Consider the following 13773-nt stretch of genomic DNA (forward strand, 5'->3'; position numbering starts at 1 on the left):
GCGCGGGAGAGACGGCCGTCCGGACTGCCGGCTTCCGCCTGGGGGCGGCCCGGGTACGCTGCCCCCTACTTCCCCCGGCTTACTTCCCCGGCTGAACAGGAGGCGGGAGCGACGTGCGTACCCGGAAGGCTGCTCTCGCGGGAGTGCTGTGCGCCGGCCTGTCCCTGGCGCTCACCGCGTGCGGCGGCACGGCGGAGGACCCCGACGCCGGGACCAACGGCGTCGGCAAGCTCGAAGCCGCGAAGATCCAGGACAAGGCGCGGGGCGCGGCGCGGGACGCCTCCTCCGTCCACCTGTCCGGCAGCGTCGTCAGCCAGGGGCGCACGTACAAGCTCGACATGCGGCTCAAGCGGGACGGCGGGACGGGGCGGGTCGCCTCCGACGCCAGCACGTTCGAGCTGCTGCGGGTCGGCGACGAGCTCTACCTGAAGGCGCCCGCGGCGTTCTGGTCGCGCGGCGACAAGGGGGACGGGGCCGCGGCCGCGGGCAAGCTGGAGAAGAAGTACGTCAAGGTGCCGACCGCGGACCCGGCCTACCAGCAGCTCAAGGGCTTCACCGACAAGGACGTGCTGCTCGACGGCCTGATCGCCCTGCACGGCAAGCTCGCCCGGGGCGAGCACGGCACGGTCGGGGGCGACCGGACCATCCGGGTCAACGGCGCGGGCGGCTCGGGCGGGACGCTCGACGTCTCGCTGACGGGGACGCCGTACCCCTTGCGCGTCCAGCGCGCGGGCGGCGCGGGGCAGCTGGAACTGTCGGAGTGGGGCAAGGACTTCGCGCTGACGGCTCCGGCGAAGCCGGACGTCGTCGACTACGGCAAGCGGATCCCCTCCGGGGAGGGCGCGTCGCTGCCGGGGCCGTCGAAGTAGGCGCGCGGGTCCGGTGGGCCGGGCGTGATTCCGGCTGACGCTGCCGCAAAGGGGCCGTGACGTCCCGTCGCCGGCTAGCGCGTGCCTCGGCGGCCCCGGCGCAGGAGCTTCGGGAGGGCCGCCGGCATGGGGCGGCGGGTCGTGGCCGGGGACGGGAGCGGGCGCGCGGTCAGGGCCGTGTCCGGCAGCGGCGCCGTCGCGCCCGAGGGCTCCAGCCGCAGGACGCGGCAGTCCTTCGCCCAGCGCTCGGCGATCCGCTCCGCGTCGGGCGCGTTCAGCCGCTTGGCCTTGAGCTCGGCGACCGCCGCCTCCCAGGCCTCGCCCCCCGCGGGCAGCTCCGCGACGCGTGCGGCCCAGGACACCAGCCGCCCGCCCTTGTCCTTGCTGCGGACGGTCACGGTCGCACTGCCGCCGTCGGCGAGCCCCAGCCCGTCCAGCGGCTGCTCGCCGGGCCCGCCCACGACGTGGACCGCACCCTCGTGCCACACGTGCCACAGCGCACGGGCGGGCCCCTCCGGGCCCTGTACCCAGATGAGGCCGGACTTCTTCGTGGCCTCCTCGATGAGCGCCTGGCCGAGCAGCGCCTGCGTCTGTGTCATGCCGCCTACCTTAAGCGCCGGGCCCGGTGACCAGGAGATCTACTCTGGACGGGTGACCACCGCACGTACGCGCCATGAAGCCCTGCCCAAGCCCGGCGAGGCCGTCCCCCGCCCCCGCTCCACCGTCCGTGCGGACCTCCTGCTGCTGGCGATCGCCATCTCCGGCATCTCCCTGTCGGCACCGCTGATCGCGGCGACGACCGCCCCGGCCCTGGCCATCGCCTTCTGGCGCAACGCCATGGCCGTGGGCGCCCTCACCCCCCTCGCCCTCACCCGGCACCGCGCCGAGCTCTTCACCCTCGGCCGCCGCAACCTGCTGCTGGCCGTCGCCGCGGGCGCGCTGCTGGCGGTGCACTTCGGGGTGTGGCTGCCGAGCCTGCACATGACGTCGGTCGCGTCGTCCACCGCCCTGGTCACCACGACGCCGATCTGGACGACGCTCCTGATGCGGCTGCGTGGCCACCGCCCGCCCGCGCTGGTGTGGGCGGGCACCGCCCTCGCGTTCCTGGGCGTGGTGATCCTGACCGGCGTCGACCTCTCCCTGTCGTCCCGGGCCCTCGCCGGTGACGCGCTCGCCCTCGCGGGCGGCATGGCGGCCGCCGGCTACGTCCTGCTGGGCGCGGAGGTGCGCCGCACGACGGGCACGGTCACGTACAGCTATGTCTGCTACGGCACGACGGCCGTCCTGCTGCTGGCCGTGTGCCTGCTCTCCGGCGCGCCCCTCGCGGGCTACAGCGGCGGCACGTGGCTGAAGCTGGCCCTGCTGACGGTGACCGCGCAGCTCCTCGGGCACTCGCTGATCAACCGCGTGGTCAAGGGCCTCGGCCCGTCCGTCACCTCGACGGCGATCCTCCTGGAGACCCCGGGCGCCGCGCTGATCGCGGCCCTGTGGCTGGGGCAGACCCCGCCGGTCGCCTCCTACCCGGCGCTGGCGGTGATCGTGGCCGGCCTGGGCCTCGTCATCATGGCCGACCGTCTCGGGAAGAAGAGCTGAAGAGAGGCCGGCAGGGGAAGGGCTAGAGCCAGCCGTTCCGCTTGAAGCCGCGGTGGATGGCGACACAGATCACGACCGTCACCACCATCACCGTGGGGTAGCCGTACTTCCACCCCAGCTCCGGCATGTACTTGAAGTTCATGCCGTAGATCCCGGCGATCATCGTCGGCACGGCGAAGATCGCCGCCCACGAGGTGATCTTCCGCATGTCCTCGTTCTGTGCGACGGACGCCTGCGCGAGGTTGGCCTGGAGGATCGAGTTGAGCAGGTCGTCGAAGGACAGGACCTGCTCGTGGACGCGGGCGAGGTGGTCGGCCACGTCCCGGAAGTACTTCTGGATGTCCGGGTCGACCAGCCGCATCGGCCGCTCGCTGAGCTGCTGCATCGGCCGCAGCAGCGGGGCGACGGCCCGCTTGAACTCCAGCACCTCGCGCTTGAGCTGGTAGATCCGGCCCGCGTCGCCGCCGCGCGAGGCGCCCTTGCCGGCGGGCGAGAAGACGTCGATCTCCACCTCGTCGATGTCGTCCTGGACGGCGTCGGCGACGGCGATGTAGCCGTCGACGACCTGGTCGGCGATGGCGTGCAGCACCGCGGACGGGCCCTTGGACAGCAGCTCCGGGTCGTCCTGGAGGCGGTGGCGCAGCGCGCGCAGCGAGCCCTGGCCGCCGTGCCGCACGGTGATGATGAAGTCCGGCCCGGTGAAGCACATCACCTCGCCGGTCTCGACGACCTCGCTGGTGGCGGTGAGCTCGGTGTGCTCGACGTAGTGGATGGTCTTGAAGACGGTGAAGAGGGTGTCGTCGTACCGTTCCAGCTTGGGGCGCTGGTGGGCGTGGACGGCGTCCTCGACGGCGAGCGGGTGCAGCCCGAACTCGGCGGCGATGCCCGAGAACTCACGCTCCGTCGGCTCGTGCAGCCCGATCCACGCGAAGCCGCCGCCGGCCCGCACCCGGCGCATCGCCTCGGCGGGGCTGACGTGATCGCTGAGCCGCTTGCCGTCGCGGTAGACGGCGCAGTCGACGACCGCGCTGCTCACCGAGGGGTCCCGGGTGGTTTCGTAGTTGTACGGGGTGGCGTCCCGGCGCAGGGCGGGGCGTACGGCGGCGCGCAGGTCACGGATCATCGACATGGCGGGGCTCCTTCACGGGCCGGCCGCCAGCCCGGGGCGGAGTGCGCGCGCAACGCGGTCCGGAACGTGGGCGTGTGTCCATGAGAGGGGACACGTCCGCAAATCGGACGGCGCTTCGTGCAGTGCGGAGGCTGACGGCAGTTCGCGGAGAACTTCGCAGAGAAGCTGAGGACTTCGAAGCAGAGAACTTCGCGGAGAACACGGAACAAAGCGGGACGAAGGCGCTCTTCCGTCGGGCACTGCGGGCGCGAAGATCTTCCGGAAAGCGTCGGCGGGACTGCCGGAGCGGAAGATCTCAGATCACAGGGTGTGCGTGTGCGTCCGGAGCGAGGGGACGGGAGAACTGTCGGTACTGCACGGTCGACTAGGATCCACCGCAGCCCCACCTCCTCCGGCCGGTCCCCGCTGAGGGACGAACGTAACTCCCTGACCAGAGGTCAAGGCTAGCAGCCACTTGACGCGTCAATACCCTCCTTTGCCCGTTCGATACTCGTTCTATGCTCACTGCATGTCAGACGTTCTCGCACTGGTCGAGGCCCGCCTCCGGACAGCCCTGGGCGAACCGGACGCGCGCGCAGCGGTGACCTTCCTCGGCACGGACCGGATCGAGGTCCTCCGATTCCATGACGGGGACGTCGTCCGCTACGCCACCCTCGGCATGTCCGCCCAGCCCATGACCGACCCGGCCGGCCCCTCGCCCGACCACCACCCCTCAACGAGCCGCTTCGCGGCGCCCCTGTCAATCGTCGTAGCGGACCCCCTCCGCGGCCCCCGCGCCGAGCTGGTCCTCTCCGTCCGCGCCGGCCGCGCCGACACGGACAAGGTGCTGCGCCCGCTCGCCGTCCTCGCCGCCTCCCCCCAGGTGGAGGGCCTCGTCGTGGCCCCCGGCGCCTCGCTCGACACCGGCGAACCGCTGTGGCCCGGGGCCCCCTTCACGTCCGTCCTCGTCGCCGAGCCCGGCGGGCTGGTCGAGGACCTGGAGCTGGACGAGCCCATGGACCCCGTCCGTTTCCTCCCCCTGCTGCCGATGACGCCCAACGAGGCGGCCTGGAAGCGGGTCCAGGGAGCGGAGGCGCTGCAGGAGCGCTGGCTGCGGAACGGCACCGACCTGCGTGACCCGGCGCGCTCCGGGGTACCCCTGGGGTGACCCGCCGGTGCCGCGCCGTCCGGACGGGTGATCGTCCTTGACGCGGCGGCGGCCTGGGAGGACCGTTGGAGTCTATGAGGGGCGAACCCAGTTGCCCGAAGTGCGGTGGCCGGGTGCGAGCGCCCGGTCTCTTCGCCGACTCCTGGCAGTGCGACGTCCACGGCACGGTCCACCCTCTGCAGCCGGTCGTCCCGCCGAGCGTGGAGGCCCTGGCCGTCGTCGTCGGCCGTGCCCACGTGCCGGTCTGGATGCCCTGGCCGCTGCCCGTCGGCTGGCTGTTCACGGGCGTGGTCTGCGCGGGGGACGACCGCAGCGGCGGGCGGGCCACCGCCGTCGCCTGCTCGGGCCCGAGCCCGCTCGGCGGCCCCGGCGAGCTGCTGCTGGTGGCCGAGGAGCTCGGCGTCGGCCTCGGCGCGCGCTACGCCGGTATCGACGGCCCCGACCCCGGCCCCTACATCCGCGTCGACCGCGCCCCGCACGCCAAGGTGCACGCCGCCGGCCGCCCCACCCCCCTCTGGCACGTCGAGGGCGCGCCCGAGGACCGCGCCGTCTTCGCGGGCGAGGCGCGCGGGCTGTGGCTGTGGGCCGTGGTCTGGCCGGAGCAGTCGGGCCTCCTGATGTACGACGAGCTGGTGCTCACGGACCTGCGCGACGCGGGCGCGGAGGTGGACCTCCTGCCGTGCGGGGCGCTGTCGCCGCGCCTGCTGCCGCCCGCCGGGCGCTAGGCCTCCGGCGGCGCCGCCCCCTCCGCCGCGACGGCGTGCGGACGAGAAGCCCGGGGAGGGCAGCCGGCCGTGGGCGCGCCCCGTGACGTCCCACACGCCCGGTGCGCGGCTCCGGGCCGGTTATCCTGAACCGGTCCCCGTCCGCCAGTCACCGTGAGGAGCCGTGTCGTGCGCATCGACCTGCACACCCACTCCACGGCCTCCGACGGCACGGACACCCCCGCCGAGCTGGTCCGCAACGCGGCCGCCGCCGGGCTGGACGTCGTGGCGCTCACCGACCACGACGGCGTCGGCGGCCACGCCGAGGCCATCGCCGCCCTCCCCGCCGGCCTGACCCTGGTCACCGGCGCCGAGCTGTCCTGCAGGCTCGGCGGCCCGGACGGCTTCAGCGTCCACATGCTGGCCTACCTCTTCGACCCGCTGGAGCCCGAGCTGGCCCGCGAGCGGGACCTCGTCCGCGACGACCGCGTCCCCCGCGCCCGCGCCATGGTCGCCAAGCTCAACGAGCTCGGCGTGCCCGTCACGTGGGAGCGCGTCGCGCAGATCGCGGGCGACGGCGCCGTCGGGCGTCCGCACGTCGCCTCCGCCATGGTCGAGCTCGGCGTGGTGCGCAGCGTCTCCGACGCCTTCACCTCCGAGTGGCTCGCCGGCGACGGCCGCGCCTTCGTCGAGAAGCACGAGCTGGATCCGTTCGACGCGATCCGCCTGGTCAAGGCGGCCGGCGGCGTCACCGTCCTCGCGCACCCGTTCGCGCTGAAGCGCGGCAACTGCGCCTCCGAGAGCGCGATAGCCGAGCTGGCCTCGGCCGGGCTCGACGGCATCGAGGTCGACCACATGGACCACGACGCCCCCACCCGGGCCCGGCTGCGCGGCCTCGCCGCCGACCTCTCCCTGCTGACCACCGGCTCCAGCGACTACCACGGCAGCCGCAAGTCCTGTTCGCTCGGCGAGTTCACGACCGACCCGGAAATCTACGGCGAGATCACGCGCCGGGCCACGGGCGCGTTCCCCGTCCCGGGCGCCGGCGGCTGACCGCACCCCTTTCCCGGGTCCGGTCGCGTACGCACATCCCTTCACCCCCTTGTGATGCCGTGCGCGGGCGACCGCGCCCGTACGCCTCCGCCCGCGCCGCCCGTACGCCCGTACGCGCCTGCGGGCGCTCCGCACCTGCTCGCACCACCCACTCCTGCAAGGCTCACCTGTGTTCGACTTCGCCGTCTTCGGATCCCTCTTCCTCACCCTTTTTGTGATCATGGACCCGCCCGGGATCACGCCGATCTTCCTCGCCCTCACCTCGGGCCGCCCGGCCAAGGTCCAGCGCCGGATGGCCTGGCAGGCGGCTGCGGTCGCCTTCGGCGTGATCACCGTCTTCGGCATCTGCGGCCAGCAGATCCTGGACTACCTGCACATCACCACTCCGGCGCTGATGATCGCGGGCGGGCTGCTCCTGCTGCTGATCGCGCTGGACCTGCTCACGGGCAAGTCGGAGGAGCCGACGCAGACCAAGGACGTCAACGTGGCGCTCGTGCCGCTCGGCATGCCGCTGCTGGCCGGCCCGGGGGCGATCGTCTCGGTGATCCTCGCCGTGCAGCACGCGGACTCGGTCGGCGCGCAGGTCTCGGTGTGGTCGGCGATCGCCGCCATGCACGTCGTGCTGTGGCTGGTGATGCGCTACTCGCTGCTGATCATCCGGGTGATCAAGGACGGCGGCGTGGTGCTGGTGACGCGGCTCGCGGGCATGATGCTCTCGGCCCTGGCCGTCCAGCAGATCATCAACGGCATCACGCAGGTGATCTCGGCCCGGTAGGCCCGGCCCGGTGATCCCGGCCCCGCGGCCGGATCCGGCCGCGAATGCGACGACACCCCCGTACGGACCGTCCGTACGGGGGTGTCGCTGTTCGCGAGGGAGCGTCGGCGCTACTGTGCCGCGGAGGCGGCCGGGCGGATGTAGATGCGCTGGCCCGTCGAGGCGGCCTGCTGCACGATCCGGTTGACGGAGGCGGCGTCCACGACGGTGCTGTCCACGGCCGTGCCGTTGACGTCGTCCAGGCGCATGATTTCGAAGCGCAAGGGCTTCTCCCTTCGTCTGATCCTCCTGAGGAGAACTGCATGGCTGACGGAGCACGCCGCGTCGGCGGGGCGCGTTCCGTGGGGTACAACGAGGTTACCCCTGCAAACATTCCCTACGCTAAGGAAATTTTTAACATGACTAAGAATTGTTAAATCCTTGCAACGGAACGTGTCCTTTGTGTAACCGAACGAAATGACGATCGAGACCCGCCCATGGCTGATACCCCCGCCGATCCCGCCGCTTCCGCCGGCCTCCCCGAGCACCTGCAGGCCATCGCCACCGCCGTCCGGCGCACCAACGACCTCCTCACGCGCGTCCTCGCCGAGGTCGCCACGACCCCGTCCACCCACGCGATCTTCGTCGACGCCGGCTACGTCTACGCGGCGGCCGGCCGCCTCGTCGCCGGCACCGAGGACCGGCGCTCCTTCGACCTCGACGCCGAAGGCCTGATCGAGGCCTTCATCGACAAGGCCCGCACGATCTTCCCCGACAGCCGGCTGCTGCGCGTCTACTGGTACGACGGCGCCCGCCGCCGGATCCACACCACCGAGCAGCAGCGCATCGCCGAGCTCCCCGACGTCAAGGTCCGCCTCGGCAACCTCAACGCCAACAACCAGCAGAAGGGCGTCGACTCCCTCATCCGCACCGACCTGGAGTCGCTCGCCCGCCACCGGGCCATCAGCGACGCCGCGCTCATCGGCGGCGACGAGGACCTCGTCTCGGCCGTCGAAGCCGCCCAGGGCTACGGCGCCCGCGTCCACCTGTGGGGCATCGAGGCGGCCGGCGGGCGCAACCAGGCCGAGCCGCTGCTGTGGGAGGTCGACAGCCAGCGCACCTTCGACCTCGACTTCTGCAAGCCCTACGTCACCCGGCGCACCGCCCACGAGTCCTTCGCGGACGCCGCCTTCGCCGGCCGGCCCGCGCCCGGCCGCGACGACGTGCGGTTCGTCGGCGCCCAGGTCGCCGCGCAGTGGCTGGCCTCGCGCGGCCGTGACACCGTCGCCGAGCTGCTGCCCGGGCACCCCATCCTGCCCGGTGCCGTCGACCAGGAGCTGCTCGTCGAGGCCGAGGCGCTGCTCGGGCTGTCCCTGCGCGGGCACGCGGACCTGCGCCGGGCGCTGCGGGACGGCTTCTGGGACCACTTGCACACCCAGTTCTGATCCGCAGCCGTTCCGGCCCGGCTTCCCTCGGATGGGACCAAGTACGAGGGGAACGCGCGTGCCGGAATGCATACGGGGAAGCCGAGTGGAACCCTGGCAGGGGGCCCGGCCCACCGGCCCGGCCACCCCTGACGGGGATTCCTGACTCGCAATCCGGAACAGAAACGAGGCGATCGGCCATGTCGGTCACTGACCGTGCCGTGCCCGGGGCGCCGTGCTGGGTGAGCCTGCTGACCGGCGACCTCGCCGGGGCGCAGGCCTTCTACGGCGCCGTCATGGGCTGGACCTTCCGCCGCGGCAGCCTCGGAGAGGACTTCTCCGTGGCGCTCGCCGACGGCAGGCCCGTCGCCGGCATCGGCAACATCGCCCGCCGCATGGGCGTCCCCGTCTCCTGGACCTCCTACTTCGCCGTCGAGGACGCCGACGTGACCGCCTCGCGCATCCGCGAGCGCAGCGCCACCGTCGCCGTCGGGCCCCTCGCCGTCGGAAGCGGCCGCGCCGCCCTCGCCGCCGACCCCGCCGGAGCCGTCTTCGGCTTCTGGGAGGGCAAGATCCTGCGCGAGTGGCAGATCGGCCAGAAGGGCGCCCCCGCCTGGCTGGAGCTGCGCACGCGGGACGCGTTCGCCTCCGCCATCTTCTACGGCGAGGTCTTCGAGTGGGCCACGGGGCGGCCCGACCGCTGCGAGGTCCGCTACGAGGACGACGTCGTCATGGTGCGGTCCGGTGGCCACACCGTGGCCTCCCTGCGCGGGGGAGCCATCGAGGCCGCCCCCGACCCGCAGATCAGGCCGCGCTGGCACGTCTACTTCTGCGTCGACAACGTGGAGAAGGCCGTCGAATCCGCGCTCGCGGCCGGCGGCACGGTGGCGGCGGAGCCGGGGGAGTCCCAGGTGGGGCACGAGGCGACGCTCCGCGACCCGGACGGCGGGCTCTTCACGGTCACCACCGCCACGCGCGGCTGACGCTCAGCCCCGGCCGGACGCCTCCCAGAAGCGGATCAGCGCCTCCGCCGTGGGTCCCGGCCGCTCGGCGTTCGGCGAGTGCTCGGCGCCCTCGACGACCGTACGGACCGCCGCCAGCTCCTTCGCCATCGCGTCGATGGACGGCACCGGCCACGCGTAGTCCACGGCCCCCGAGACGACGTGCTTCGGCAGCGGCACCGCGGCCAGCTCCGCCGTGCGGTCCGGCTCGGAGACCAACTGCCTGCCCGTCGCCATCAGTTGCTCGGGCACCGTCTCCATCCAGCGCCGGCGCAGGAACGCGTCCAGCTCCGGCGGGACGGGCGCGGCCGGGGCGCTCTCCCCGTCCGCCCTGCGCATCTCCAGCCAGACCGCACCCATGTCGTACGCGCCGAGCGCCGCGATCAGGCGCCGCGTGCGCTCCTGCTGCGGGGCGCAGATGGCGGCCGGGCCGCAGCTCATGAGGGTCAGCGAACGGAACGGGGCCGCGTCCGCCAGCACCGCGGCGCGGGAGATCAGCCCGCCGAGCGAGTGCCCCAGCAGGTGCACGCCGCCGCCGAGCGCCTCCGCCTGCGCGAGCACGTCCCGGGCCAACTCGGCCTGGGCGTAGGCCGCCTCGTCCCGCGGCCCTTCCGTCTCGTGCTGCCCGCGCCCGTCCACGGCCACGGCCCGGTAGCCGGCCGCCGCGAGCGGCTCCAGCAGCGCGATGAAGTCCTCCTTGCTGCCGGTGAACCCCGGTACGAGCAGGACGGTGCCGCGCGGGGGAGCCGCGGGACGGGCGTCGTGCACGGCGAACTCCCCGCGGGGGGTGGACAGCCGGTGCGCGCGGGCGCACGGAGGCAAGGTGAGGATCGGCGGCCTGCTCATGGCACGAGGCTAACGCGGGGCGGTGCGGGTGCGGCGGGCACGGCCCGGTTCGGCCGGGTCCGGCCGGTTCGGCGCCGCCGGGCGCCTCGGTGGGGGTTGCTCCCCCAGCTACCGCTGGGAGGTACCCCCAGCCGCGGTGACGGAGTGGAATGCCCCGGCCCCGCCCTTTCACCGTTTCCCGGGCTGTGCCCGGCCCCCTCCTCCCGCCGGGACGGCGAAGGCCGGTCACCCCACGCTCGTGGGGTGACCGGCCTTCATCGGTCAGCGGACCAGGCGTCAGGCCTCGGTCGTGGCCTTCGCCTTGGGCGCGGCGGCCTTACGGGTGCGCTTCGGCTTCTCCGCGACCTCGGCGGTCTCGGCAACCTTCTTGGCGGCCGTCTTGCGCGTGCGCTTCGGCTTGACCTCGGCCTCGGCGGCAGCCTCGACGGCTTCCGCCTTGGGGGCGGCGGCCTTACGGGTGCGCTTGGGCTTGGCCTCCGCGGTCTCCGCAGCCTCGGCCGTCTCGACCGCCACGGCGGCCTTCTTGGCGGCCGTCTTGCGGGTGCGCTTCGGCTTCTCCTCGGCGGCGGGCTCGGCGACCGGCTCCACGACGGCGGCCGCAGCCTTCTTCGTGGTGCGGGTGCGCTTCGGCTTCGCCACCTCGGCCTCGGCGGCCTCTGCGGTGTCGACCGCCTCGGCGGCCTTCTTGGCCGCGGTCTTGCGGGTGCGCTTGGGCTTCTCCGCGACCTCGGTCTCCACCGCGGCGACGGCCTCCGCCTTGGGAGCGGCAGCCTTACGGGTCCGCTTCGGCTTCTCCGCCACCTCGGTCTCGACCGCCGGCTCCGCCACGGCCACAGCCTTCTTGGCAGCCGTCTTGCGGGTGCGCTTCGGCTTGACCTCGGCCTCGGCCACCACGGCCTCGGCGGTCTCCGCGGCGTCCGCCTTGGGGGCGGCAGCCTTACGAGTGCGCTTCGGCTTCGCCTCCACGGCCTCGGCCGTCTCGGCAACGGCCTCGGCGGGCGCGGCCGCAGCCTTCTTGGCGCGGGTGCGGCGGGCCGGCTTGGCCGGAGCCTCGGCCTCGGCCGGCTCCTGGGCCGGAACCACCGGCGCGGCCTCGACGACCGGAGCCGTCTCGACGACCGGCACCGTCTCGGCGGCCACGACCGCGGCAGCGGCCTCCGGCTTCGCGGCACGCGTGCGACGGCGGCGCGGCTGGGCCGGAACCTCGGCGGCGGGCGCCGGGGCGGCCGGAGCAGCGGTCTCCGGAGCAGCGGTCTCGGTGCTCACCACGGCCTCGGTGGCGACGGCCGCCACCGCGGCCGAGCCCGCTCCACCGCGCGTACGACGCCGGCGGCGCGGCTTCGCGGGGGTGGCAGGAGCGCCCTCCGCCACGGGAGCAGCAGCCGTGGCCGCAACTGCGGGCGCAGCCGCAGCGGCCTGCTCCGCGCCCAGCGAGGACCCGCCACGGGTGCGGCGGCGCTGACGCGGCGTGCGCGTACGGGCCGGACGCTCCTCGGTCTCCTGGCGCGCGCCGCGCCCCCGGTCGCGGTCGCGGTCACGATCGCGGTCACGGCCGCCACGGGAGCCGCCGCGGCCGCCGGTCTCCCCGAGATCCTCGATCTCCTCGGCGGCGAGGCCGGCGAGCGTCCGCTCGGAGCGCGGCAGCACGCCCTTCGTACCGGCGGGGATGCCGAGCGCCTCGTACAGGTGCGGGGACGTGGAGTACGTCTCCTCGGGCTCGTCGAAGGGCAGTTCGAGCGCCTTGTTGATGAGCTTCCAGCGCGGGATGTCGTCCCAGTCCACCAGGGTGACGGCCGTGCCCGACTTGCCCGCGCGGCCGGTGCGGCCGATGCGGTGCAGGTAGGTCTTCTCGTCCTCGGGGGTCTGGTAGTTGATGACGTGGGTGACGTCGTCGACGTCGATGCCGCGGGCGGCGACGTCGGTGCAGACCAGGACGTCGACCTTGCCGTTGCGGAAGGCGCGCAGCGCCTGCTCGCGGGCGCCCTGGCCGAGGTCGCCGTGGACCGCGCCGGCGGCGAAGCCGCGGCGGGTGAGCTGGTCGGAGATGTCGGCGGCGGTCCGCTTGGTGCGGCAGAAGATCATCGCGCGGTTGCGGCCGTTGGCCTGCAGGATGCGGGCGACCATCTCCGGCTTGTCCATGTTGTGGGCGCGGAAGATGTGCTGCGCGATGTTGGCGTGGGTCTGGCCCTCGTCGTCCGGCGAGGTCGCGCGGATGTGCGTGGGCTGGGACATGTAGCGCCGCGCGAGGGAGATGACCGCGCCCGGCATGGTGGCCGAGAAGAGCATGGTCTGGCGCTTGGCCGGGAGCATCGTGATGATGCGCTCGACGTCGGGCAGGAAGCCGAGGTCGAGCATCTCGTCGGCCTCGTCCAGGACGAGGGCCTTGACGTGCGCGAGGCTGAGCTTCTTCTGGCCGGCGAGGTCGAGCAGGCGGCCGGGGGTGCCGACGATGACGTCGACGCCCTTCTTGAGGGCCTCGACCTGCGGCTCGTACGCACGGCCGCCGTAGATGGCCAGGACGCGGACGTTGCGCACCTTGCCGGCGGTCAGGAGGTCGTTGGTGACCTGCTGGCACAGCTCACGGGTGGGAACGACGACGAGCGCCTGCGGGGCGTCGGTCAGCTGCTCGGGCTTCGCCCGGCCCGCCTCGACGTCCGCGGGGACGACGACGCGCTCCAGGAGGGGGAGGCCGAAGCCCAGCGTCTTGCCGGTGCCGGTCTTGGCCTGGCCGATGACGTCGGAGCCGGAGAGGGCGACCGGGAGCGTCATCTCCTGGATCGGGAACGGGTGGACGATGCCGACGGCTTCGAGCGCTTCGGCGATCTCGGGGAGGATGCCCAGGTCACGGAAGGTCATGGGCGTCGAAGAATTCGAGGGAGTGGACAGGATCTTGCCTCTTCTGTGAGACGCGGCGCTGGGCGGCGAAGGGGGTCGTACAGTTCGTACGGACCGCGCCGGGATGCTCTCCGGCCTGGGGACGCCGGACGGCGCGGGACCACTGCCTTCGCTCGAGCACACGTGCCGCGAGCGGATCCCTCCTGGTGCGTACGTCTCGTACGCGCCGCGCGGAGGGCGGTCGGTTTTGGAAGCCGATCGGGCCACCGACCGGGCATCCGCTGGGGGTCCAGGGGCTGGGGCGAGAAGATGCCCCCGGAGGACACAGCATGGGACTGCCTGCCGACACACTCGGCAGGCGCATTACCACTGTACCCCGGAAAGGCGCATGTGTGTCCGGACAATCCTCCGGACAATC

Annotated in this window: 13 protein-coding genes; 8 read left to right on the forward strand and 5 right to left on the reverse strand. The window is 73.3% G+C overall.

Annotated elements, in window-relative coordinates; all coding sequences use genetic code 11:
• Window positions 1-113 precede the first annotated feature (113 nt).
• On the forward strand, window positions 114-869 hold the full coding sequence (locus ACFZCD_RS31245) for a hypothetical protein (RefSeq protein ID WP_391836423.1): 756 nt from the start codon (window positions 114-116) through the stop codon (window positions 867-869).
• 74 nt (window positions 870-943) lie between these two features.
• On the opposite strand, the gene ACFZCD_RS31250 is transcribed toward ACFZCD_RS31245, so the two are convergent.
• A complete protein-coding gene (locus ACFZCD_RS31250) occupies window positions 944-1468 on the reverse strand; it encodes a hypothetical protein (RefSeq protein WP_391836424.1) in 525 nt (174 codons plus the stop codon).
• An 82-nt stretch (window positions 1469-1550) separates the two neighbouring features.
• Between ACFZCD_RS31250 and ACFZCD_RS31255 the strand changes: the two genes are divergently transcribed.
• Window positions 1551-2462 (forward strand): DMT family transporter, encoded by a 912-nt coding sequence (locus ACFZCD_RS31255; protein ID WP_391836454.1) that lies wholly within the window; start codon window positions 1551-1553, stop codon window positions 2460-2462.
• 22 nt (window positions 2463-2484) lie between these two features.
• Here ACFZCD_RS31255 and ACFZCD_RS31260 read toward each other — a convergent pair whose 3' ends face one another.
• Window positions 2485-3591 carry a magnesium and cobalt transport protein CorA gene (locus ACFZCD_RS31260; RefSeq protein WP_391836425.1) on the reverse strand — a complete coding sequence of 369 codons (1107 nt, stop codon included), beginning with the start codon at window positions 3589-3591 and terminating at the stop codon, window positions 2485-2487.
• A 508-nt stretch (window positions 3592-4099) separates the two neighbouring features.
• Here ACFZCD_RS31260 and ACFZCD_RS31265 point away from each other — a divergent pair.
• The 4 genes from ACFZCD_RS31265 to ACFZCD_RS31280 all read left to right on the forward strand — a co-directional run bounded on the left by ACFZCD_RS31265 (window position 4100) and on the right by ACFZCD_RS31280 (window position 7270).
• On the forward strand, window positions 4100-4738 hold the full coding sequence (locus ACFZCD_RS31265) for a suppressor of fused domain protein (RefSeq protein WP_391836426.1): 639 nt from the start codon (window positions 4100-4102) through the stop codon (window positions 4736-4738).
• Between the two features lie 74 nt (window positions 4739-4812).
• Window positions 4813-5463 carry a DUF6758 family protein gene (locus ACFZCD_RS31270; protein WP_391836427.1) on the forward strand — a complete coding sequence of 217 codons (651 nt, stop codon included), beginning with the start codon at window positions 4813-4815 and terminating at the stop codon, window positions 5461-5463.
• Between the two features lie 168 nt (window positions 5464-5631).
• Window positions 5632-6495 carry a PHP domain-containing protein gene (locus ACFZCD_RS31275; RefSeq protein ID WP_391836428.1) on the forward strand — a complete coding sequence of 288 codons (864 nt, stop codon included), beginning with the start codon at window positions 5632-5634 and terminating at the stop codon, window positions 6493-6495.
• A 169-nt stretch (window positions 6496-6664) separates the two neighbouring features.
• A complete protein-coding gene (locus ACFZCD_RS31280) occupies window positions 6665-7270 on the forward strand; it encodes a MarC family protein (RefSeq protein WP_391836429.1) in 606 nt (201 codons plus the stop codon).
• 110 nt (window positions 7271-7380) lie between these two features.
• On the opposite strand, the gene ACFZCD_RS31285 is transcribed toward ACFZCD_RS31280, so the two are convergent.
• A complete protein-coding gene (locus ACFZCD_RS31285; RefSeq protein ID WP_169748814.1) occupies window positions 7381-7533 on the reverse strand; it encodes a hypothetical protein in 153 nt (50 codons plus the stop codon).
• A gap of 213 nt (window positions 7534-7746) precedes the next feature.
• Between ACFZCD_RS31285 and ACFZCD_RS31290 the strand changes: the two genes are divergently transcribed.
• Together ACFZCD_RS31290 and ACFZCD_RS31295 are read left to right on the forward strand one after the other, a co-directional pair.
• Entirely contained in the window at window positions 7747-8694 is a 948-nt protein-coding gene (locus ACFZCD_RS31290) for an NYN domain-containing protein (protein WP_391836430.1), read from the forward strand.
• Window positions 8695-8873: 179 nt separating this feature from the next.
• Complete coding sequence (locus ACFZCD_RS31295) at window positions 8874-9656, forward strand: VOC family protein (protein WP_391836431.1); 783 nt, start codon at window positions 8874-8876, stop codon at window positions 9654-9656.
• A 3-nt stretch (window positions 9657-9659) separates the two neighbouring features.
• On the opposite strand, the gene ACFZCD_RS31300 is transcribed toward ACFZCD_RS31295, so the two are convergent.
• Both ACFZCD_RS31300 and ACFZCD_RS31305 read right to left on the reverse strand, forming a co-directional pair.
• Window positions 9660-10520: an alpha/beta fold hydrolase gene (locus ACFZCD_RS31300; RefSeq protein WP_391836432.1), complete on the reverse strand. Its 861-nt coding sequence runs from the start codon at window positions 10518-10520 to the stop codon at window positions 9660-9662.
• Window positions 10521-10796: 276 nt separating this feature from the next.
• Complete coding sequence (locus tag ACFZCD_RS31305) at window positions 10797-13289, reverse strand: DEAD/DEAH box helicase (RefSeq protein WP_391836455.1); 2493 nt, start codon at window positions 13287-13289, stop codon at window positions 10797-10799.
• Between the last annotated feature and the right edge of the window lie 484 nt (window positions 13290-13773).

The sequence above is a fragment of the Streptomyces sp. NPDC008001 genome (genome assembly GCF_042958085.1).
Lineage (GTDB): Bacteria > Actinomycetota > Actinomycetes > Streptomycetales > Streptomycetaceae > Streptomyces.

Coding starts and splice junctions, on each gene's coding strand:
- ACFZCD_RS31250 (WP_391836424.1), bottom strand. CDS start 1,468: ATGACACAGACGCAGGCGCTGCTCGGCCAGGCGCTCATCGAGGAGGCC.
- ACFZCD_RS31260 (WP_391836425.1), bottom strand. CDS start 3,591: ATGTCGATGATCCGTGACCTGCGCGCCGCCGTACGCCCCGCCCTGCGC.
- ACFZCD_RS31265 (WP_391836426.1), top strand. CDS start 4,100: ATGTCAGACGTTCTCGCACTGGTCGAGGCCCGCCTCCGGACAGCCCTG.
- ACFZCD_RS31270 (WP_391836427.1), top strand. CDS start 4,813: ATGAGGGGCGAACCCAGTTGCCCGAAGTGCGGTGGCCGGGTGCGAGCG.
- ACFZCD_RS31290 (WP_391836430.1), top strand. CDS start 7,747: ATGGCTGATACCCCCGCCGATCCCGCCGCTTCCGCCGGCCTCCCCGAG.
- ACFZCD_RS31295 (WP_391836431.1), top strand. CDS start 8,874: ATGTCGGTCACTGACCGTGCCGTGCCCGGGGCGCCGTGCTGGGTGAGC.
- ACFZCD_RS31300 (WP_391836432.1), bottom strand. CDS start 10,520: ATGAGCAGGCCGCCGATCCTCACCTTGCCTCCGTGCGCCCGCGCGCAC.
- ACFZCD_RS31305 (WP_391836455.1), bottom strand. CDS start 13,289: ATGACGCTCCCGGTCGCCCTCTCCGGCTCCGACGTCATCGGCCAGGCC.